Genomic DNA, 20,283 nt, shown 5'->3' on the forward strand with positions numbered 1-20,283 from the left:
CCGCTCACCGCCGTGGTCCGGTGGATCAGACGGTCTGGCCGGCCGCCCTCAGACGGGACTGCGCCCGGCGCGCGGCCGCCAGCGCCTCGGGGCTGTCGTCCTCGCCCTCGGCGCGGCGCAGCGCCTCGCGGGCGCGCTCCACGTCGATCTCGGAGGAGATCTCGGCCGTCTCGGCCAGGATGGACACCCCGGCCTCGCTCACCGACAGGAAACCGCCGTGGGCGGCGACGACGAGGTCCTCGCCCGACTCGGTGCGGATGGTCACGACACCGCCGTCGGCGAGCTGACCCAGCAGCGGGGCGTGTCCGGGCAGGATGCCCAGCTCGCCCTCCGTGGTGCGGGCGACCACGGTGGTGGCCTCACCGGACCAGATCTTGCGCTCGACGGCCACCAACTCGACCTGCAGGGTCGCCACGACACTCCTCGGGGTCCACCCTTCCGTCGGCGGAGGGGTGTGCTGCGTACGGATCCGTCGACCCGGGGGCCGACGACGGACGGGTCCACTCTATAAGGACCCGTTCCCCCCGCCCCCCGCAGGCCCGGAACGGTGCCCGGACGGGGTGATCAGGCGGCGCGACGGTAGAGGAGCGTCCAGCGGCCGACGCGGACCCAGGGGCGGCGCACGCAGGTCGGCGGAGCCCAGTGGTCGGTGTCCAGGCCCCACTCCGGGACCTCGACCGGCGCGTACGGGGGCCACGTCCAGTCACGGGGCTCCCCGTCGGGGAACCGCGCCACCGCGCCGTCCTGCTCCACGTCGCCCCTCGTCCCGCCGCCCGTCGTCCGAGCACACCTGCGGGCATGGTCGGCAGTCCTGCCGCTCCCGCGGAGGCTCCACGGCCAGAAATCATCCGATCCGGTGACGCGGTCACGCCGTCCCGGGCCGGAACGGCGACGGCCGGGCCCCCTCGCGAGGGGACCCGGCCGTCGTCGGTCGCGGACCGGCTTACGCCTTCTTGAGCTTGTTCGCGTTCTTCTCGAGGTCCTCGAGGCCACCGCACATGAAGAACGCCTGCTCCGGCACGTGGTCGTAGGTGCCCTCGGTCAGCGCCTTGAACGCCTCGAGGGTCTCCGACAGCGGCACGAAGGAGCCGGGCTGCCCGGTGAAGGCCTCGGCGACGAACATGTTCTGGGAGAGGAACCGCTCGATGCGCCGGGCACGGTTCACCGTGACCTTGTCCTCTTCGCCGAGCTCGTCGATGCCGAGGATCGCGATGATGTCCTGCAGCTCCTGGTAGCGCTGCAGGATCCGCTGCACCTCGCGGGCGACGTCGTAGTGCTCCTGCCCGACGTACTGCGGGTCGAGGATCCGGCTGGTGGAGTCCAGCGGGTCGACGGCCGGGTAGATGCCCTTCTCCGAGATCGGCCGGGAGAGCACGGTCGTCGCGTCGAGGTGGGCGAACGTGGTGTGCGGCGCCGGGTCGGTGATGTCGTCGGCGGGCACGTAGATCGCCTGCAGCGAGGTGATCGAGTGACCGCGGGTCGAGGTGATCCGCTCCTGCAGCAGGCCCATCTCGTCGGCCAGCGTGGGCTGGTAACCCACGGCCGAGGGCATGCGGCCCAGCAGGGTCGACACCTCGGACCCGGCCTGGGTGAACCGGAAGATGTTGTCGATGAAGAGCAGGACGTCCTGGTTCTTCTCGTCCCGGAAGTACTCGGCCATCGTCAGCGCCGAGAGCGCCACCCGCAGACGCGTGCCCGGGGGCTCGTCCATCTGGCCGAACACCAGCGCGGTGGACTCGATGACGCCCGACTCGGTCATCTCGGTGATGAGGTCGTTGCCCTCACGGGTGCGCTCGCCGACACCGGCGAACACCGACACCCCACCGAACTCCTGCGCGACGCGACGGATCATCTCCTGGATGAGGACCGTCTTGCCGACGCCGGCACCGCCGAAGAGGCCGATCTTCCCGCCGGCGACGTAGGGCGTGAGCAGGTCGATGACCTTGATGCCGGTCTCGAGCAGCTCGGTGCGGCCCTCGAGCTGGTCGAACCGCGGCGCGTGCCGGTGGATGGTCCAGCGCGGGGCGTCCAGGCCGTAGCCGGGCTCGTCCAGGCACTCACCCAGCGCGTTCCAGACGTGCCCGGTGACGGCGTCGCCGACCGGAACGCTGATCGCCGATCCGGTGTCCGTGACCTCGGCGCCACGGACCAGACCGTCGGTCGGCGCCATCGAGATGGTGCGGACGACGTTCTCACCCAGGTGCTGGGCGACCTCGAGGGTCAGCGTCTTGCCGAGGTCGGCCAGCGTGACCTCGACCTTCAGGGCGTTGAACAGGTCGGGCATCGCGTCGCGGGGGAACTCGACGTCGACGACCGGCCCGGTGACCCGCACGACGCGGCCGGTGGCCTGCGTCTGCGAGGTGGTCGGACGGTCCTCGGTGACGGTCATCTGTACTGCTCTCCTGCCCTGGGGCTCGGTGGTTCAGCTGTGTTCGTTGAGGGTCAGTCGTTCGAGCCGGAGGACACCAGCGCGTCGGCACCGCCGACGATCTCGCTGATCTCCTGCGTGATCTCCGCCTGGCGGGCCTGGTTGGCCTGCCGGGACAGGTTCTTCGCCAGCTCCTCGGCGTTGTCGGACGCCGACTTCATCGCCCGTCGGCGCGAGGCCGACTCGGAGGCTGCCGCCTCGAGCATCGCCGCGTAGATCCGCGTGGTGATGTACTTCGGCAGCAGCGCGTCGAGCAGTCCCTCGGCCGAGGGCTCGAACTCGTACAGGGTCGGCACACCGGAGTCGTCGGTGCGGCCGGCCTCGCGGTCCTCGCGCTCGTAGTCGAACTCCTCGACCTCCTCGACCTCCAGCGGAGCCATCCGCTTGGCGACGGGGACCTGCGACAGCAGCGAGCGGAACTCCGTGAAGACGATGTGCAGTTCGTCCACGCCGAGGACGCCGTCGTCGCCGGCGCCGCCGGTCTCGTCGTCGTCCGCACCAGCGGTGAAGACGTCGATGAGGGCCCGGCCGACCTCCTGCGCGTCGGTGTACTTCGGCTGCTCGGAGAACCCGGTGAAGGTGTCGGCCATGGGGCGGTCACGGAAGGAGTAGTAGGTCTCCCCCTTCCGGCCGACCACGTACAGCACCGGCTCCTTGCCCTCCTGCCGGAGCAGGGAGAGCAGCTCCTCGGTCCGCCGGAGCACGTTCACGTTGTACGAACCGGCGAACCCGCGATCGGAGGTGATCACCAGCACGGCAGCCCGGCGCGGGTTCTCCCGCTCGGTCAGCAGCGGGTGGTCCAGCGACGCCGAGGACGCCAGCGCCGACAGCACCCGCGTGATCTCCCGGGCGTAGGGCTTGGACGCCTCCACCCGGGCCTGGGCGCGCACGATGCGGGCACCGGCGATCAGCTCCTGGGCCGAGAAGATCTTCTTCGTCGACTGGGTGGAGCGGATGCGGCGCCGCAGCGCGCGGAGAGAGCCGGCCATGGGTCAGCTGCCCCGCTTGACCTGGACGCGCTCCTGGCCACGCTCGGACGCGTCCATGGCCTCGGCCTCGGGCTCGTTGACCTTGAGCGACTCGCCCTCGGAGGTCGTGAACTGGCCGTAGAAGGTCTCCACGGCGCGCTCGAGGCCGGCCACGGTGTCGTCCTCCAGCTTCTTCGACGTCCGGATGGTGTCGAAGATGCCGTTGTCGCCACGGGCGATGTAGTCCAGGAACTCCGACTCGAAGCGGCGGACGTCGGGCACCGGCACGACGTCGAGCTTGCCGGTGGTGCCCAGCCACAGGGAGACGACCTCGCGCTCCACCGGGAACGGCGAGTACTGGCCCTGCTTGAGCAGCTCGACCAGGCGCTGCCCACGGTCCAGGGTCGCGCGGCTGGAGGCGTCGAGGTCCGAGGAGAAGGACGAGAACGCCTCGAGCTCGCGGTACTGGGCCAGGTCCAGGCGCAGACGACCGGCGACGGACTTCATCGCCTTGATCTGGGCCGACCCACCGACCCGGGACACCGAGATGCCGACGTTGATGGCGGGGCGGACACCGGAGTTGAACAGACCCGTCTCGAGGAAGATCTGCCCGTCGGTGATCGAGATGACGTTGGTCGGGATGTAGGCCGACACGTCGTTGCCCTTGGTCTCGATGAGCGGCAGGCCGGTCATCGAGCCCGCGCCCAGCTCGTCGGACAGCTTCGCGCAGCGCTCCAGCAGACGGGAGTGCAAGTAGAAGACGTCGCCCGGGTAGGCCTCGCGGCCCGGCGGACGGCGCAGCAGCAGCGACACCGCGCGGTAGGCCTCGGCCTGCTTGGACAGGTCGTCGAACACGATCAGGACGTGCTTGCCCTCGTACATCCAGTGCTGGCCGATGGCCGAGCCGGTGTAGGGGGCGATGTACTTGAAGCCGGCCGACTCCGAGGCGGGGGCGGCGACGATGGTGGTGTACTCCATCGCGCCCGCCTCCTCGAGGGCGGTGCGGATCGCCGCGATCGTGGAGCCCTTCTGGCCCACCGCGACGTAGATGCAGCGGACCTGCTGCTCCGGGTCGCCGGTCGCCCAGGCTTCCTTCTGGTTGATGATCGTGTCGGTGACGATGGCCGTCTTGCCGGTCTGCCGGTCACCGATGACGAGCTGGCGCTGGCCACGGCCGATCGGCGTCATGGCGTCGATGGCCTTGATGCCGGTCTGCAGGGGCTCGTGCACCGACTGGCGCTGCACCACGGTCGGGGCCTGCAGCTCCAGGGCGCGGCGGCCGGTGGTGGCGATCGGGCCGCCACCGTCGATCGGGTTGCCCAGCGGGTCGACGACGCGGCCGAGGTAGCCGTCGCCGACGGCGACGGAGAGGACCTCACCGGTCCGGCGGACCTGCTGGCCCTCCTCGATCCCGGCGAAGTCACCCAGGATCACGACGCCGACCTCGCGGACGTCGAGGTTCAGCGCCAGTCCACGCACGCCGCTCTCGAACTCGAGCAGCTCGTTGGTCATGACCGAGGGCAGGCCCTCGACGCGCGCGATGCCGTCGCCGGCCTCGGTGACGGTCCCGACCTCTTCGCGGGACACGTCAGGCGAGTACTCGGTGACGTAGTTCTGGATGGCACTGCGGATCTCGTCTGCGGAGATCGTCAACTCGGCCATGGCTGTGAGTCCTCTTCCCTGCGGGTCGTGTCTGTGGTGGTGGGCGGTCAGCCGGCCAGCTGCCGACGGGCAGCTTCCAGCCGGTGGGCGATCGTTCCGTCGATGACCTCGTCGCCCACCTGGACCAGGAGCCCACCGAGCACCGTCGGGTCCACGGTCACCTGCAGCCCGATGGTCCGTCCGTAGATCTGGGCCAGCACGCCGGCCAGCCGCTGCTCCTGGGCGGGCGTGAGCGGTGCAGCCGTGGTCACGCGCGCCACCGACTGACCGCGCCGCCGGCTGGCGACATCGGACAGCCGCTCGATCGCGACTCCCGCCGTACCGACGTGCGACCCGGTCAGGACGTTCCGGAGCAGCTGCTCGGTGACCGGGCTGACCCGGCCCGACAGCAGCTGGTCCAGCAGCTGCGCCTTGCCCGCCGCCGAGCCGGAGCGGTCGCTGAGGATCCGCGACAGCTGCTGGTCGTTGGCGACGATCCGGCCGAAGCGGAAGAGCTCGTCCTCCACGTCGTCCAGCTCGCCACGGGCGTCGGCCGCGTCCAGCGCGGTCTCGGTGGCCAGCGTCGTGGCCGCCTCGACCAGGTCCAGCGGGCGGGACCACCGCTGGCGGACGGTGACCTCGACGACGTCGAGGGCCACCGGCCCCAGCCGCGACCCGAAGAGCCGCTGGGCCAGGGCCGCGCGCTCCTCCGGCTTGCCCGCCGGGTCTGACAGCGCCCGGCGCAGCGACGGCTGCGCGTCGAGCAGCCGGGCCACGGCGAACAGCTCGTCGGCCAGCCCGACCAGCTCGTCGGCCGTCGTGGCCCGCGCCTGACCGGTCAGGCGGTCACGCGTCTTCTCGACGATCCCCGCGGGACCCCGGGTCAGCTCGTCGAGCCGCTCCCGGGCCGCCACGAGGGCCAGCCGGCTGGACGCCTCCATCAGCGGGTGCCCTCCGGAACCGGAACGGCGCTGGAGCCGCTCATGCCGTCGAGCTGGTCGAGGAAGCGGTCCACCGTGCCGTTGCGGCGGGCGTCGTCGGCGAGCGACTCGCCGACCACGCGGCCGGCGAGGTCGACGGCGAGCGCACCGATCTGGCCGCGCAGCTCGTTGATCACCTGCTGGCGGGCAGCAGCGATCTGCTCCCCACCGCGGGCGACGATCCGCGCCGACTCCTCCTGCGCCTGGGCCCGCATCTCCTCGAGGATCTGCTGGCCCTCGGCGCGGGCCTGGTCACGGATCTGCGCGGCCTCGTTGCGTGCCTCGGCCAGCTGTGCGCGGTACTGCTCCAGCGACGCCTTGGCCTCGGCCTGCATGGCCTCGGCACGCTCGATGCCGCCCTCGATGGTCCGCTGGCGCTCGGCCAGCATGGCCTCCAGGCGGGGAACCACGTACTTCTTGTACAGGAAGTAGAGGATGGCGAAGGAGATGATCCCGACGATCAGCTCACCCGGGTGCGGGATGACGGGATAGGCATCCTCCCAGAACCCGCCCTCACCGGTCTCGGCCGCCGCCAGGACGTCGGCCGCGTTGTCGATCGCGCCCATCACGTGTGTCTCCTTCCGATCCTCGGTCAGCTGAAGACGAAGGCCAGAGCGATGCCGAAGATGGCCAGCTGCTCACAGAGCACGAAGCCCAGGATGGCGATGGTCTGCAGCACACCGCGGACCTCGGGCTGACGTGCCACGCCGCTCACGTAGGCAGCGAAGATCAGGCCGATGCCGACGCCCGGCCCGATGGCCGACAGGCCGTAGCCGATGATCGCGAGATTGCCTTCCAGCATGGGTGTGTCCGTTCCTCTCAGTCGGTCTGTGCTGCCGGGTGGCGCACATCGGTGGTGCAACTCGGGGTGGGTGGCCCCGCGGACGTCAGTGGTCGTCCGCGTAGACCTCGGCGATGTAGACGGAAGCCAGCAGGATGAAGACGTACGCCTGCAGGAACGCGATCAGGATCTCGAACGCGCTGAAGAGGATGAACATCAGGAAGGCCGGGATGGACACCAGCTTCAGCAGGCCCTCGCCGTTGAGCAGCAGGTACTCCCCGCCGAGCGCGAACAGCAGCAGCAGGATGTGGCCGGCGAACATGTTGCCGAAGAGCCGGAGCGTGAGGGTGACCGGCCGGGTGACGAGGAACGTCACGAGCTCCAGGACGAAGACCACCGGCACGACCCAGAAGGGCAGCCCGCTGGGCACCAGGTTCTTGAGGAAGCCTCCCAGCCCGCGGCGGCGGACACCGGCGACCAGGTAGACGACGTAGACGCCGAGCGCGAGGGCGAGCGGGAAGCCGATCCGGCTCATCGTGGGGAACTGGACGGGCGGGATGATGCCCATCAGGTTGTTCAGCAGGATGAGCGTGAAGAGCGTGAACAGCAGCGGGACGTAGGGCCGGAAGTGGTCCGTGCCGATGATGTCGCGGCCGATCGAGTTGCGGACCAGGCCGTAGACGCCCTCGAGCCGGAACTGGCCGCGCCCGGGGACCACCGCGAGACGACGCGTCACCAGCATCATGACCACGGCCAGGCCGATGGTGACCAGCACCATCACGATCATGCTGCGCGTGATGGCGAAGGCGCCCTCACCGACGAGCGGCTGCCAGAAATCCGGCGCGCTCGGCGGGACGAACTCCTCGGCGGCCGAGACCACGGTCGTCACTACTCAGCCTCCGTCATGAACTGCTGCGGGTCATGTCGTACTGCGGCCCGGAGGGCTGTCGCGCGCATCGGCGGCGTCGCGCTCCTCACGGGCCGGGGTCAGAGTAGCGGACCCAGATCGTGAAGATCGCGGCGGCCATTCCCAGGACCAGCGCCACCGGCAGGATCCACACCTGGCCGATCGCCTCGCTGAGCCACCAGGCCGGCAGGCCGAAGACCAGCATCGCCGACAGCATCGTGCCCAGCGCGTCCCATCCCTCGCGCAGGTGCGCGCCGGCCACCATCTGGTGGTGCACCGGGGACGGCCGCTCGCGGCCGTCGGCGCCGTCGGTCACGGCCGCGGCTCGGAAGCCGGGGCCGGCTCGTCGTAGATGTAGGTGCGCACCCGGGTGAAGGCGACGATCTCGCCGATCGTCCCCGCCAGCGAGACCACGATCGCGGTGATCGCGAACGCGATCGGCGAGAGCCAGTCGGCGTTCCGGAACAGGACGAGGAAGACCCCCAGCAGCATGACCTTGAAGAAGTAGCTGACCATCGCGCCCATGAAGACCACGCGCGGGTCCAGGCCCGCCATCCTGCGCAGGATGAGCATGGTGGACGCGGTGCTCAGCACGACGAGGACGGAGGCGAGGACGCTGCCGGCCGCGCCGAGGGCCCCGTCGAGCACGCTGAACACCACGATCGCGACCACGGCGACGGCGATCGAGGGGACCGCACCGCCCCGGAGCATCGCGCCGTAGGGGTCGGGAGCCTTGACGGCCCGGGGCTCAGAAGTCACGCCCTACTCTATCCGGCGTCCGGGCGGCACCCGGTGGCGGCGACCGGCTGGCAGCGCCCGGGGTTCACCGGACCACCTCCCGGCCCGCCGACGGCGACTCCACGTCGGGACGGCGCACGCGCGAGGTCGGGTGGTCGGCGCGGCTCCGTCGGCGCTGCGCCTCCAGCTCCGCGGCCCGGGCCTCCCGCGCGGCCCGGCGCGCCCGAGGGCTGAGCACCACGACGACGCCCACGACGAGCAGCACGGCGATGACGACCAGCAGCTCGGCCCGGCCGCCGGTGATCGAGAGCCCCACCGCGCCGAAGGAGAGCAGCGCGGCCCAGAAGTACATGACCAGCACCGCCTTGCGGTGCGAGTGGCCGATCGACAGCAGCCGGTGGTGCAGGTGCATCTTGTCCGGCGAGAACGGCGACTGCCCCCGCAGCGTGCGGCGCAGGACCGCCAGCACCAGGTCGGTGAAGGGGATGAAGAGCACCGCGATCGGCACCAGCAGCGGCAGCGTGAGCGGGAGCAGGCTGGCGGCCGAGCCGAAGGACTGCGCGTCCACTCCCCCGGTCGCACTGACGGCGGCGGCCGACAGCATCAGGCCCACGAGCATGGACCCGGAGTCGCCCATGAAGATCCGCGCCGGGCTGAAGTTGTGCGGCAGGAACCCCAGGCAGGCCCCGGCCAGGACGGCGGTGATGAGCGCCGGGGTGCTGGCGACGTCGACGTAGCCGTCCAGGCCGAGGCTGTAGCTGTAGGCGAAGAAGGCCAGGGCCGCGATCGCCGAGACGCCGGCGGCGAGGCCGTCCAGCCCGTCGATGAAGTTGAGCGCGTTCACCGCCAGGACCGTCAGCAGGATGGTCATGGGCACCCCGACCTGCGGCCCGAGCGAGATGGTGCCGATGTCGGCGACCGGCAGGAACACGTAGGCGAGCTGGATGCCCAGGATGACCATCACGCCCGCCGCGGCTATCTGCCCGGTGAGTTTCGTCAGGGCGTCAAGCCCCCACTTGTCGTCCAGCACCCCCAGCAGGCAGATCAACCCGCCGGCGACGATGACCGCGTAGGCCTGGGAGTCGTCGAAGGTCCGCTGCAGCGTGGGCAGCCGCGAGGCGACCAGCGTGGCCGCCACGACCCCGAGGTACATGGCCACGCCGCCGCCCCGCGGCGTCGGGATCACGTGCACGTCGCGCTCGCGCGGCGCGGCCATCATGCGGAGCCGGATCGCCGCCAACCGCACCACGGGCGTGGCCAGGAAGGTGACCAGCGCCGCGGTGAGGAGGACGACGACGTACTCGCGCACGGCTCAGCTGGTCCGGCCGGGCTCTGGGTAGGCGGGGTGGGCGCCGACGAGCTCGCGGACGCCGGCGGCGACCTCGGCGGTGCGGCTGCCGTCGACGTCGCGGATCGCGGTGCCGATCAGCGAGGCGATGGACTTCATGTCCGACTCGGTCATGCCCTGCGTGGTCACCGCCGGGCTGCCCACGCGGATGCCCGAGGCCACCGAGGCCGGCTGCGGGTCGAAGGGGATCGCGTTCTTGTTCAGGACGATCCCGGCCGCGCCGCAGCGCGTCTCGGCGTCGACCCCGGTCACGCCGGTCTCCTGCAGGTCCAGCAGCGCGAGGTGGGTGTCGGTGCCCCCGGCCACCGGCCGCAGCCCCTCGGTCGCGAGCCCCTCGGTGAGCGCCTGGGCGTTGGCGACGACCTGCCGCGTGTACGCCTGGTACTCGGGCGTGAGGCACTCCTTGAAGTTCACCGCCTTGGCGGCGACGGCGTGCATGAGCGGGCCGCCCTGCATCATCGGGAAGGCCGCCTTGTCGATCGCCTTGGCGTGCTCGGCCTTGCAGACGATCGCGCCACCGCGCGGCCCGCGCAGCACCTTGTGCGTGGTGAAGGTGACGACGTCGGCGTAGGGCACGGGGCTGGGGATCGCCTTGCCGGCCACCAGGCCGATGAAGTGCGCCGCGTCGACCATGAGGACGGCGCCGACCTCGTCGGCGATCTCCCGGAAGACCGGGAAGTCGATCAGCCGCGGGATCGCCGAGCCGCCGCAGATGATCATCTTCGGCCGGTGTTCGCGGGCGAGGTCGCGGACCTGGTCGTAGTCGATGTGCTCGGTCTTCTCGGCGACCCCGTACGGGACGGCGTTGAACCACTTGCCGCTGAAGCTCACCTTCGCACCGTGCGTCAGGTGGCCGCCGTGCGGCAGCGCCATCGCGAGGAACGTGTCCCCCGGCTGCATGAACGCCCCGTAGACCGCCAGGTTGGCGTTCGCACCGGAGTGCGGCTGCAGGTTGGCGTGCTCGGCACCGAAGAGCTCCTTGGCCCGCGCGATACCGATCTCCTCGGCGCGGTCGACGACCTCGCAACCGCCGTAGTACCGGCGGCCGGGGTAGCCCTCGGCGTACTTGTTCGACAGGGTGCTCCCCAGCGCGGCCAGCACGGCCGGGCTGGTGAAGTTCTCGCTGGCGATCAGCTGGAGACCGCTGCGGAGCCGGTCCAGCTCGTCGGTGACCACACCGGCGATGTCGGGGTCGAAAGCGGCCAGGGCGTCGAAGTCCGGGCCCCAGTAGGGGGTGCTCATCGCGGCGCGCTCCAGGGAGTCAGGGCGGGGCTGTCGCACCACGGTATCGCTAGGGCCTCCCGCGCCTCCGCGCTTCCCTCGTCCGGCGTCGCGCGTCAGTCCTCGATCCCGGGCACGACCTCGCGCAGCCGCTCGACGGGGACGGCGCCGACCCGGAGCACCCGCGGGGTGGACCCGGTGCAGTCGACGATCGTGCTGGCCGCGGAGCTGTCCCGGGGGCCACCGTCGAGGACGACGGCCGCGTGCTGGCCGAGCTGCTGGTCGGCCTCCTGCGCGGTGGTCGCCGCCGGGCGCCCCGAGCGGTTGGCGCTGGACACGGCCAGCGGTCCGGTGCGCCGGAGCAGGTCGCGGGTCAGCTCGTCGGCCGGCAGCCGGACGGCGACCGTGCCCTCGGCGTCGCCCAGGTCCCAGGCCAGCGAGGGCGCGTGCTCCACGACGAGGGTGAGCCCACCGGGCCAGAACTCCTGCGCCAGCCGGGTCGCCACCGCCGGCGTCTGCAGCACCAGCCCGGCCAGGGTGGAGGCCTCACCGATCAGCACCGGCACCGGCATGCCCCGGCCCCGGTTCTTGGCGGCGAGCAGCCGGGTCACCGCCGCCGGCGTGAACGCGTCGGCGCCGACCCCGTAGACGGTGTCGGTGGGCAGCAGCACGAGCTCGCCGCGGCCGATCGCTGCGGCGGCGGCGTCGAGCCCGGCGGTCCGGGCGGCGGGGTCGGAGCAGTCGTAGATGTCGGCCACGAGCACCGAGTCTCCCAGGCCGGTGGCCGTCGGGTGGAACCCGGCGTCAGTTCTGCGCGTCCTCCTCCTGCTCCTTCTTGCGCTCCTCCTCCTCCTTCTTCTTCTCCTCCTCGCGCTCCTTCTTCTCCTCCTCGCGCTCCCTCTTCTCCTCCTCGCGCTCCTGCTGCTCCTCCTCGCGCTCCCGCTGCTCCTCGTCGGCACCGCCACCGGGGTCGACCGGGGCGGGCACCGGAACGGGCGGCACGGCGTAGGTCAGCCGCACGACGTCGCCGGGAGCGAGCGTCCCGACCGGGTCGACGGCGGTGACCTGCCCGGCCGGCACGTCGCCCAGCTCCAGGGCCACCAGCTCGACGCGCAGACCGCGGCCGACGAGCTCGGCCTGGACCTCCTGGACCGGCCGGCCGACGAGGTCGGCGGCGACCACCTCGATCCCGGCGGGACCCGTCGACGAGGGGGTGCTCCCGGAGGCGGGTGTGCCCGACCGACCGGGCAGGACCGTCGCGAGCACCGCGACCACGAGGGCGGTGACGACGAGGGCGACCAGCGCGGGGATCAGCCAGCGTCGGCGTCCCGGCGCGGCGGCCACCGGGGCGCCTGCCGCCGCGGCGGTGGCCGCCTGCGCGGGGACCGGGACGGTGGCGGGTCCGGAGGCCGGCAGCACCGCCGTGGCCGTCCGCGGCGAGGGGGAGGTCGGCAGGCCGGCGGCCAGGCGTCCGGCGGCGTCGCGGAGCGCCGCCCCGTCGGGGAACCGCTGCGCGGGGTCCTTGGCCATGGCCCGCTCCACGAGCGCCCGGACGTCGGCCGGGACCCCGGCGGGCAGCGGCGCCGGGGTGTCCCGGATGTGCATGACCGCGATCTGGACGGGGTTCTCCGCCTCGAACGGGCGCCGGCCGGCCAGGCACTCGTACGCGACCGCGCCGAGGGCGTAGACGTCGCTGGCCGGGGTCGACGGGCTCCCCGACGCCTGCTCGGGCGAGAAGTAGTGCGCCGTCCCGATCACCTGACCGGTGCCCGTGACCGCGACGCTGGACGCCGACCGCGCGATACCGAAGTCGGTGATCTTCACGACGCCGTGCGGCGTGACGAGCAGGTTGGCCGGCTTGATGTCGCGGTGCACGACCCCGGCGGCGTGCGCGGCCGCGAGGCCGTCGGCGGTCTGCCGCACGATGTCGACGGTCCGCACCGCGTCCAGGCGCCGCTCCCGTGCGAGCAGGTCGGCGAGCGACTCGCCGTCGACGAGCTCCATCACCAGGTAGGCGACGGGGACGCCGTCCTCCCCCGCCGGGAGCTCGCCGTAGTCGAAGACCGCGGCGATGTGCGGATGGGTCAGGACGGCGGCGTGCTGCGCCTCCGCCCGGAACCGGGTCCGGAAGGTGGGGTCCCCGGCGAACTGGTCGCGCAGCACCTTGACCGCCACCGGCCGGTCGAGCAGCGCGTCGTGGCCCCGCCACACCTGGCCCATGCCCCCGCCCGCGATCAGCGAGGTGAGCCGGTACCGGTTAGCGAGCAGATCGGTCTGCGGTCGCATCGTCGCTCCTCCTGCCGTCCGTTCCCGGAGTGTGCCCGTTCTGGCCCGTCAGTTCCGGTGGGCGGTGGTGAACCGTGCCCGACCGGCGAGGTCGGGATGGTCCTCGATCCTTGCGTAACCGCCGTGGGCGCGGACCACCGAGGGCACCGAGGCCCCCTGCTGGTCGGCGTGCTCGATGCCCAGACCGCCGCCGGGGCGCAGCAACCGGGCCGCGGTGACCACGAGGCCGCGGACGACGTCGAGACCGTCGGGGCCGCCCCACAGCGCCAGCGGCGGGTCGTGGTCGGCCACCTCGCGGGGCACCCGTGCGCCGTCGGGCACGTACGGCGGGTTGCTGACGACGAGGTCGACGGTGCCGTCGAGCGTCCGGAGCAGCTGCGGATCGGTCATGTCGCCGACGACCACCTCGACCGGGGTGTCCCCTGCCGCCGACCGGGCCCGTGCGTTGTGCCGGGTCCACTCGAGGGCGCCGGGGTCGCGCTCGACGGCGGTCACCCTCGCGCCGGGGTGCTCGTGCGCGATCGACAGCGCGATCGCCCCGGAGCCCGATCCCAGGTCGACCACGACGGGTTCGGCGATGCCGGCGAGCTGCCCCAGCGCCCACGTCACCAGGTGCTCCGTCTCCGGCCGCGGCACGAAGACACCCGGGCCGACGGCCAGCTCCAGGTACCGGAACGGCGCCCGGCCGGTCAGGTGCTGCAGCGGCACCCGGTCGGCGCGCTGGTCGACCAGCGCGCCGAAGCGGGCGACCGCGTCGTCGGCGACGTCGTCGAGGGTGAGCAGCCGGGTGCGCGGCACGCCGAGCACGTGCGCGAGCAGCAGCTCGGCATCGACGCGGGGCGACTCGACCCCGGCCTCGGCCAGCCGGCCGGCCGCGCCGGTCACGAGCGTGCGCACGTTCAGGAGCCGGCCGCCAGGAGCTCGGCGGTGTGCGTGCTGACCAGGGCGTCGATGACGCCGTCGAGGTCGCCGTCGAGCACCGCGTCGAGGTTGTGCGACTTGTAGCCGACCCGGTGGTCGGAGATCCGGTTCTCCGGGAAGTTGTAGGTGCGCACCCGTTCGCTCCGGTCGACGGTCCGGACCTGGCTGCGCCGCTGGTCGCTGGCGGTGGCCGCGGCCTCCTCGCGGGCGGCCGCCAGCAGCCGGGAGCGCAGTACCCGCAGCGCGGACTCGCGGTTCTGCAGCTGGCTCTTCTCGTTCTGCGAGCTGACCACGATGCCGCTGGGCAGGTGGGTGATGCGGACGGCGGAGTCGGTGGTGTTCACGCTCTGCCCGCCCGGACCCGAGGAGCGGAAGACGTCGATGCGCAGGTCGTTCGGGTCGACCGTGACGTCGACCTCCTCGGCCTCCGGCAGCACGAGCACACCGGCCGCCGAGGTGTGGATGCGCCCCTGGCTCTCGGTCGCGGGCACCCGCTGCACACGGTGCACGCCGCCCTCGAACTTCAGCCGCGACCAGATCCCCTCGTCGGTCCGGGACTTGATCGCCACCGCGACGTCCTTGTAGCCACCGAGCTCCGCGTCGACGGCGTCGAGCACCTCGGTGGCCCAGCCGCGCCGCTCGGCGTAGCGCAGGTACATGCGCAGCAGGTCGCCGGCGAACAGCGCGGACTCCGCGCCGCCCTCCCCCGCCTTGATCTCGAGGATGACGTCCTTGTCGTCGTCGGGATCCTTGGGCAGCAGCTGCTCGCGCAGCCGGCCGGTGAGCTCCTCGATCTCCCGCTCCAGGGTGGTGGCCTCGGCGGCGAAGGAGGAGTCCTCGGCCGCGAGTTCGCGGGCGGCACTGAGGTCGTCCCGGGCCTGCTCGAGCGCACGCGCGGTCTCCACCAGGGGGGCCAGCTGCGCGTACCGCCGTCCGAGCCGGCGCGCGCGGGTCTGGTCGGTGTGCACCGCAGGGTCGGCCAGTTCCTGCTCCAGCCGCGCGTGCTCGGCGAGCAGCCCCGCCAGCCGGTCGGCCGCCGACGGATCGGTGCTGCTCACTCAGGTTCCTCTCGCGGGGTCCGGACATGACGACGGCGCCCGCCCCACCGCGAGGGTGGAACGGGCGCCGTCGGGGGTGCTACTGGGCGTCGGTGGACGCGCCGGTGCTGCGCTTGCCGAACCGCTTCTCGAAGCGGGCGACGCGGCCACCGGTGTCGAGGATGCGCTGCTTGCCGGTGTAGAAGGGGTGGCAGGCGGAGCAGGTCTCGACGGTCAGCTGACCGGTCGGGCTCGTGCTGCGGGTGGTGAAGGTGTTGCCGCAGCCGCAGGTCACGGTGGTGACGTTGTAGGCCGGGTGGATGTCGGGCTTCATGGCTGCTGCCTCTTCTACGAAGTCTGTGTCGTTCGGTGCTGTGAACGCCGGGGACCGGACGGCTATTTCCGGCCGCGCCGACGGGGCTCGGTCGAACAGTCTCCCAGATCGGGAGACCGTCCGGCCGCGGCCCCCTGCAGGGGCCCGCCGCGAGCCTGCGAGTGGCGGGGGGCAGGGGGTCCTTTATTCCTTGTCCGGGCCGAGCGTCGTCTTCTGGATCTGCATCAGGAACTCGACGTTGTTGCGGGTCTTCTTCAGCTTGTCGAGCAGCAGCTCCAGCGCCTGCTGCGGCTCCAGCGCGGCGAGCACCCGGCGCAGCTTGATGACGATGGCCAGCTCGTCGGGCGACATGAGGATCTCCTCCTTGCGCGTGCCCGACGCATTGACGTCGACGGCCGGGAAGACCCGCTTGTCCGCCAGCCGGCGGTCGAGCTTGATCTCCGCGTTACCCGTGCCCTTGAACTCCTCGAAGATGACCGTGTCCATCGTGGAGCCGGTCTCGACCAGCGCCGAGGCGATGATCGTGAGCGAGCCGCCGTTCTCGATGTTGCGGGCTGCACCCAGGAAGCGCTTGGGCGGGTAGAGCGCCGTCGAGTCGACACCACCGGAGAGGATCCGCCCGCTGGCGGGAGCCGCCAGGTTGTAGGCGCGGCCCAGGCGGGTGATCGAGTCCAGCAGGACGACGACGTCGTGGCCCATCTCGACCAGGCGCTTGGCCCGCTCGATGGAGAGCTCGGCGACCGTGGTGTGGTCCGACGGCGGCCGGTCGAAGGTCGAGGCGATGACCTCGCCCTTCACCGAGCGCTGCATGTCGGTGACCTCCTCCGGGCGCTCGTCGACCAGGACGACCATCAGGTGGCACTCGGGGTTGTTCGTGGTGATGGCGTTGGCCAGCGACTGCAGCACCATCGTCTTGCCGGCCTTGGGCGGCGACACGATGAGCGCGCGCTGCCCCTTGCCGATCGGCATCACCAGGTCGATCACGCGCGTGGTGAGCAGGTGCGGCTCGGTCTCCAGCCGCAGACGGTCCTGCGGGTAGAGCGGCGTGAGCTTGGTGAACTCCGGCCGGTTGCGCGCCTGCTCGGGGTCCAGGCCGTTGACCGTGTCGAGGCGGACGAGCGCGTTGTACTTGTCCTTGCGCTCCCCCTCCCGCGGCTGCCGGACGGCACCGGTGATGGCGTCACCGCGGCGCAGCCCGTGCTTGCGCACCTGCGACAGCGACACGTAGACGTCGTTGGGCCCGGTCAGGTAGCCCGAGGTGCGGACGAACGCGTAGTTGTCGAGCACGTCCAGGATGCCGGCGACGGGCAGCAGGACGTCGTCCTCGCTGACCGTCGGCTCGCCCTGGTCGAACCGCTCCCGGCCCGTGCCCCGCTTGTTGCGGTCGCGGTACCGGCGGCCACGGCGGCCGCGGCCGCCCTCGAAGTCGTCGTCGTCCTCGTCGTTCGGGTTGGGACCGCGCCCGCCGTCGGTGCGGCCGCCGTCGGTGCGGTTGTCGGTCCGGTTGTCCGGACGCCCGCCCCGGTCGTTGCGGTCGCGGTCGGGGCCGCGGTTGCCGTCCCGGTTCGCGCCGTCCCGCGCGCCGCCGTCACGGGCACCGCCGTCACGGGCACCGCCGTCACGAGCACCGCCGTCACGAGCACCCCGGTCGTTGCCGTCGCGGTTGCCCCGCTCGGCGCGCTCGCCGCCGTCACGGGCGCCGCGCTCGGCACGCTCGCCGCCGTCACGGGCGCCACGCTCGCCGTTGTCGCGGTTGTCGCGGCCGGCGGTGTCCCGGCTGTCACGGCCGGCGTTGTCGCGGTTGCCGTCCCGGTCCCCGCGGTTGCGGTTGCGGTCGCGGTTGCGCGGCGTCCGCTCGCCGTCGCGCTGATCGTCCTCGCGCGGCTCCGCGGGCGCCTCGGTGCTCGCGGAGGCCTCCGCCGGTGCGGCGTCGGCCGGGGCCGGCTCGGTGGGCGAGCCGGCCGGGCGGCTGGCGCCCCGACGGGTGCGGGTCGGGGCCGCGGCCGGGGTGTCCTCGCCGGTCAGCGGGCCCCCGTTCGCGCCGCCCGAGACGGGGGCCTCCAGCGGTGCGGAGGAGGCGGCGACACCGCGCGCGGTGTCCGCTCCACCGGTGGCGCCGGTCTCCGCGCGCGCCGCGGGGGCGGCGTCGGGGCCGCCGACCTGGCGCTCGGAGATGGCGGCGACGAGGTCGCTCTTGCGCATCCGGCCGGTGCCGGGGATGCCCAGCTCGGCGGCCAGCCGCTGGAGCTCGGGCAGGAGCATGCCCGACAGTCCGTTGCCGCGGCGGCGGGGGCGGCCCGCCGTCCCAGAAGCGGCAGTGCCCTCGGCGGAGGCGGCGGCGTCGGGCGCGCCGGTCACGTCGAGGTCGGTGGTTTCGCTCACGTACAGGTCCTTCCCTGCGGTGACCTGCGCCGTATCGGCGCAGGGGTTCCCCGGATCCCTGCGGACCGGCTCAGGAGCGGGAGCGCAACGGGAGAACGGGTTGAGAGGTGCGAGGCGGATCAGCGGCGAAGAGATTCGATCGTCTGCTTCGGCCCCGCGCGAGGCTCGCCCGAGTGGGCGGCTACGCCGTGAGCCTAGACGCAGCTCACAGGCAGGACAACACCGGTGGTTCCCAGTGTGTTCCTCGTTACCGAGACGATATCTCCCCCGCACCTCGGGACACGCGGGCCCCGATCGGATCGACACCCAGCGGCAGCACCGTCCAGCCCTCCGGCACGAGCGCGGCGACGTCCCGGAGTTCCTGCGCCCCGGCCGGCCGGTCGGCGTCCCGGACGGTACGCCGGGCGAGCACCAGCACCGACGGGCCGGCGCCGGACACCACGGCGGCGTGACCCGCGGCGCGCAGCCGGTCGATGAGGTCGAGCGAGGCAGGCATGGCGGCGGTGCGCTGCCGCTGGTGCAGCCGGTCCTCGGTCGCCTCCATCAGCAACCCGCCCGAGGTGAGCGCGTGCACCAGCAGCGCCGACCGTCCGGCGTTGAACGCGGCGTCGGCGTGCGACACGAGCTCCGGCAGCAGCCCGCGGGCCACCTCGGTGGACAGGGTCGCGCCGGGCACCAGGACGACCGGCATCACGTCGTCGTGCACGGTCAGGCTGTCGGCGCCGACCCCGCCGTCGCCGGTCCACGACAGCGTGAGCCCGCCGAGAAGGCACGCGGCCACGTTGTCGGGGTGGCCCTCCATCTCGGTGGTCAGCCGGAGGACGGCGTTCCCGTCGACGGCCTCGACGTCCGGGCACAGCGCCCAGGCGCCCAGGACGCCGGCGACCACCGCCGCGGCCGACGAACCCAACCCCCGGCCCTGCGGGATCGCGTTCTCGGCGACGACCCGCAGCCCCCGGGGCGACCAGCCCAGCTCGTCGCAGGCGGCCCGGAAGGCGCGGACGACGAGGTGCGACTCGTCCAGCGGCAGCTCACCGGCGCCGATCCCGCCGACCTCGACCGTCAGCCCGGACGGCTCGACCGAGAAGTCGAGGACGTCGTGCCGGGCCAGCGCCAGCCCGGCGCAGTCGAACGCCGGTCCGATGTTCGCGCTGGTCGCCGGGACACGTACCCGGACGGTGTCCCGGTGCGGCCCGGTCACAGGCCCAGCTGCGCCGCGGCGGCCGCGGCGTCGACCGGCACGGTGACCGGCGCGGGGGCGCCGGAGATGGCCCACTCCGGGTCCTTGAGGCCGTTGCCGGTGACCGTGCAGACGATCCGCTGGCCGGGCTCGAGCTCGCCGGCGGCGTGGACCTGCAGCAGACCGGCGACCGACGCCGCCGAGGCGGGCTCCACGAACACCGCCTCGCTGCGGGCCAGCAGCCGGTAGGCCGAGAGGATCGCGCGGTCGGTCACCGCGTCGATGCGCCCGCCGGACTCGTCGCGGGCGGCCAGCGCCTTGGTCCAGGACGCGGGGTTGCCGATCCGGATGGCCGTGGCGATGGTGCTGGGGTTCTCCACGACCTGCCCGCTGACGATGGGCGCCGCGCCGGCGGCCTGGAAGCCCCACATCCGCGGGGTGCGCGTGGCCGGTCCCGGGGTCGCGGAGTCGGCGCAGTACTCGCGGTAGCCCTGCCAGTAGGCGGTGATGTTGCCGGCGTTGCCGACCGGGAGGCAGTGGATGTCCGGAGCGTCGCCCAGCACGTCGACGATCTCGAAGGACGCCGTCTTCTGGCCCTCGATCCGGTACTGGTTGACGCTGTTGACCAGGCTGACGGGGTAGTCGATGGCCAGCTTGCTGGCCAGCTCCAGGCAGTCGTCGAAGTTGCCGTCGACCTGCAGCAGCTTGGCTCCGTGCACCAGCGCCTGCGCGAGCTTGCCCATCGCGATCTTGCCCTGCGGCACGAGGACGGCGCAGACGAGACCCGCGCGCACCGCGTAGGCGGCGGCGCTCGCGCTGGTGTTGCCGGTGGAGGCGCAGATGACCGCCCGGGCGCCCTCCTCCGCGGCCTTCGTGATGGCCATCGTCATCCCGCGGTCCTTGAAGGAGCCGGTCGGGTTGGCGCCCTCGACCTTCAGGTAGACCTCGCAGCCGGTGCGCCGGGACAGCTCCCGCGCGTGCACCAGCGGGGTGGCGCCCTCGTGCAGCGTCACCACCGGGGTGGAGTCGCTGACCGGCAGACGGGAGCGGTAGGCCTCGATGAGGCCGGGCCACCCCGGGGAGACGACGGACGACACGGTCACTCGGTTCTCCTCGCTGGCGCTCGTCGGC

At 72.5% G+C, this 20,283-nt stretch carries 21 protein-coding genes; all 21 read right to left on the reverse strand.

The annotated features are described in order from the left end of the window. Window positions 1-25 precede the first annotated feature (25 nt). The gene (locus tag C5507_RS09680) at window positions 26-415 is read right to left on the reverse strand and encodes a F0F1 ATP synthase subunit epsilon (protein ID WP_104528310.1); all 390 of its coding nucleotides are present in this window, start codon (window positions 413-415) and stop codon (window positions 26-28) included. A gap of 149 nt (window positions 416-564) precedes the next feature. Further along, window positions 565-753: a hypothetical protein gene (locus C5507_RS09685; protein ID WP_104528311.1), complete on the reverse strand. Its 189-nt coding sequence runs from the start codon at window positions 751-753 to the stop codon at window positions 565-567. A 190-nt stretch (window positions 754-943) separates the two neighbouring features. Next, the gene (gene atpD, locus C5507_RS09690) at window positions 944-2,389 is read right to left on the reverse strand and encodes a F0F1 ATP synthase subunit beta (RefSeq protein ID WP_104528312.1); all 1,446 of its coding nucleotides are present in this window, start codon (window positions 2,387-2,389) and stop codon (window positions 944-946) included. Window positions 2,390-2,442: 53 nt separating this feature from the next. After that, window positions 2,443-3,417, reverse strand: a complete 975-nt coding sequence (locus C5507_RS09695; protein WP_104528313.1) for a F0F1 ATP synthase subunit gamma — start codon at window positions 3,415-3,417, stop codon at window positions 2,443-2,445. Window positions 3,418-3,420: 3 nt separating this feature from the next. Then, window positions 3,421-5,058: a F0F1 ATP synthase subunit alpha gene (gene atpA / locus C5507_RS09700; RefSeq protein WP_104528314.1), complete on the reverse strand. Its 1,638-nt coding sequence runs from the start codon at window positions 5,056-5,058 to the stop codon at window positions 3,421-3,423. A gap of 47 nt (window positions 5,059-5,105) precedes the next feature. Further along, window positions 5,106-5,978: a F0F1 ATP synthase subunit delta gene (locus tag C5507_RS09705; protein WP_104528315.1), complete on the reverse strand. Its 873-nt coding sequence runs from the start codon at window positions 5,976-5,978 to the stop codon at window positions 5,106-5,108. Beyond that, the gene (locus tag C5507_RS09710; protein WP_104528350.1) at window positions 5,978-6,583 is read right to left on the reverse strand and encodes a F0F1 ATP synthase subunit B; all 606 of its coding nucleotides are present in this window, start codon (window positions 6,581-6,583) and stop codon (window positions 5,978-5,980) included. The genes C5507_RS09705 and C5507_RS09710 overlap by 1 nt, the downstream gene beginning before the upstream one ends. A 26-nt stretch (window positions 6,584-6,609) precedes the next feature. Continuing rightward, window positions 6,610-6,819 (reverse strand): ATP synthase F0 subunit C, encoded by a 210-nt coding sequence (locus C5507_RS09715; protein WP_204261496.1) that lies wholly within the window; start codon window positions 6,817-6,819, stop codon window positions 6,610-6,612. 85 nt (window positions 6,820-6,904) lie between these two features. After that, complete coding sequence (gene atpB, locus C5507_RS09720; RefSeq protein WP_207225801.1) at window positions 6,905-7,687, reverse strand: F0F1 ATP synthase subunit A; 783 nt, start codon at window positions 7,685-7,687, stop codon at window positions 6,905-6,907. Window positions 7,688-7,772: 85 nt separating this feature from the next. Next, on the reverse strand, window positions 7,773-8,021 hold the full coding sequence (locus C5507_RS09725) for a hypothetical protein (protein WP_104528316.1): 249 nt from the start codon (window positions 8,019-8,021) through the stop codon (window positions 7,773-7,775). Then, window positions 8,018-8,464, reverse strand: coding sequence for a Cg1360 family ATP-synthase-associated protein (locus C5507_RS09730; RefSeq protein WP_130504249.1), 447 nt, complete (start codon window positions 8,462-8,464; stop codon window positions 8,018-8,020). Before C5507_RS09730 ends, C5507_RS09725 begins: the two co-directional genes overlap by 4 nt. Before the next feature lie 64 nt (window positions 8,465-8,528). Next, window positions 8,529-9,752 (reverse strand): glycosyltransferase family 4 protein, encoded by a 1,224-nt coding sequence (locus tag C5507_RS09735; RefSeq protein WP_104528318.1) that lies wholly within the window; start codon window positions 9,750-9,752, stop codon window positions 8,529-8,531. Window positions 9,753-9,755: 3 nt separating this feature from the next. Further along, window positions 9,756-11,033, reverse strand: coding sequence for a serine hydroxymethyltransferase (locus C5507_RS09740; protein ID WP_104528319.1), 1,278 nt, complete (start codon window positions 11,031-11,033; stop codon window positions 9,756-9,758). 95 nt (window positions 11,034-11,128) lie between these two features. Beyond that, the gene (locus tag C5507_RS09745) at window positions 11,129-11,776 is read right to left on the reverse strand and encodes an L-threonylcarbamoyladenylate synthase (RefSeq protein WP_242611131.1); all 648 of its coding nucleotides are present in this window, start codon (window positions 11,774-11,776) and stop codon (window positions 11,129-11,131) included. A gap of 40 nt (window positions 11,777-11,816) precedes the next feature. Further along, the gene (locus tag C5507_RS09750; protein WP_104528320.1) at window positions 11,817-13,298 is read right to left on the reverse strand and encodes a protein kinase domain-containing protein; all 1,482 of its coding nucleotides are present in this window, start codon (window positions 13,296-13,298) and stop codon (window positions 11,817-11,819) included. A gap of 48 nt (window positions 13,299-13,346) precedes the next feature. After that, the gene (gene prmC, locus C5507_RS09755; protein ID WP_242611132.1) at window positions 13,347-14,195 is read right to left on the reverse strand and encodes a peptide chain release factor N(5)-glutamine methyltransferase; all 849 of its coding nucleotides are present in this window, start codon (window positions 14,193-14,195) and stop codon (window positions 13,347-13,349) included. A gap of 2 nt (window positions 14,196-14,197) precedes the next feature. Then, entirely contained in the window at window positions 14,198-15,277 is a 1,080-nt protein-coding gene (gene prfA, locus C5507_RS09760) for a peptide chain release factor 1 (RefSeq protein WP_211295511.1), read from the reverse strand. 79 nt (window positions 15,278-15,356) lie between these two features. Further along, window positions 15,357-15,590 (reverse strand): 50S ribosomal protein L31, encoded by a 234-nt coding sequence (rpmE, locus tag C5507_RS09765; protein WP_104528321.1) that lies wholly within the window; start codon window positions 15,588-15,590, stop codon window positions 15,357-15,359. Between the two features lie 183 nt (window positions 15,591-15,773). Next, window positions 15,774-17,972 (reverse strand): transcription termination factor Rho, encoded by a 2,199-nt coding sequence (rho, locus tag C5507_RS09770; protein ID WP_104528322.1) that lies wholly within the window; start codon window positions 17,970-17,972, stop codon window positions 15,774-15,776. Window positions 17,973-18,219: 247 nt separating this feature from the next. Further along, a complete protein-coding gene (gene thrB, locus C5507_RS09775; RefSeq protein ID WP_104528323.1) occupies window positions 18,220-19,173 on the reverse strand; it encodes a homoserine kinase in 954 nt (317 codons plus the stop codon). Further along, window positions 19,170-20,255: a threonine synthase gene (thrC, locus tag C5507_RS09780; RefSeq protein WP_211295512.1), complete on the reverse strand. Its 1,086-nt coding sequence runs from the start codon at window positions 20,253-20,255 to the stop codon at window positions 19,170-19,172. Before thrC ends, thrB begins: the two co-directional genes overlap by 4 nt. Window positions 20,256-20,283: the final 28 nt, after the last annotated feature.

Origin of the sequence: Blastococcus saxobsidens, from assembly GCF_002938435.1 — a bacterium.
Classification (GTDB): Bacteria; Actinomycetota; Actinomycetes; order Mycobacteriales; family Geodermatophilaceae; genus Blastococcus; species Blastococcus saxobsidens.

Bases quoted from the DNA above. Each gene is read 5' to 3' on its own strand.
- atpD (WP_104528312.1), bottom strand. From the start codon at position 2,389: ATGACCGTCACCGAGGACCGTCCGACCACCTCGCAGACGCAGGCCACC.
- C5507_RS09695 (WP_104528313.1), bottom strand. From the start codon at position 3,417: ATGGCCGGCTCTCTCCGCGCGCTGCGGCGCCGCATCCGCTCCACCCAG.
- atpA (WP_104528314.1), bottom strand. From the start codon at position 5,058: ATGGCCGAGTTGACGATCTCCGCAGACGAGATCCGCAGTGCCATCCAG.
- C5507_RS09705 (WP_104528315.1), bottom strand. From the start codon at position 5,978: ATGGAGGCGTCCAGCCGGCTGGCCCTCGTGGCGGCCCGGGAGCGGCTC.
- C5507_RS09710 (WP_104528350.1), bottom strand. From the start codon at position 6,583: ATGGGCGCGATCGACAACGCGGCCGACGTCCTGGCGGCGGCCGAGACC.
- C5507_RS09715 (WP_204261496.1), bottom strand. From the start codon at position 6,819: ATGCTGGAAGGCAATCTCGCGATCATCGGCTACGGCCTGTCGGCCATC.
- C5507_RS09740 (WP_104528319.1), bottom strand. From the start codon at position 11,033: ATGAGCACCCCCTACTGGGGCCCGGACTTCGACGCCCTGGCCGCTTTC.
- C5507_RS09750 (WP_104528320.1), bottom strand. From the start codon at position 13,298: ATGCGACCGCAGACCGATCTGCTCGCTAACCGGTACCGGCTCACCTCG.
- rpmE (WP_104528321.1), bottom strand. From the start codon at position 15,590: ATGAAGCCCGACATCCACCCGGCCTACAACGTCACCACCGTGACCTGC.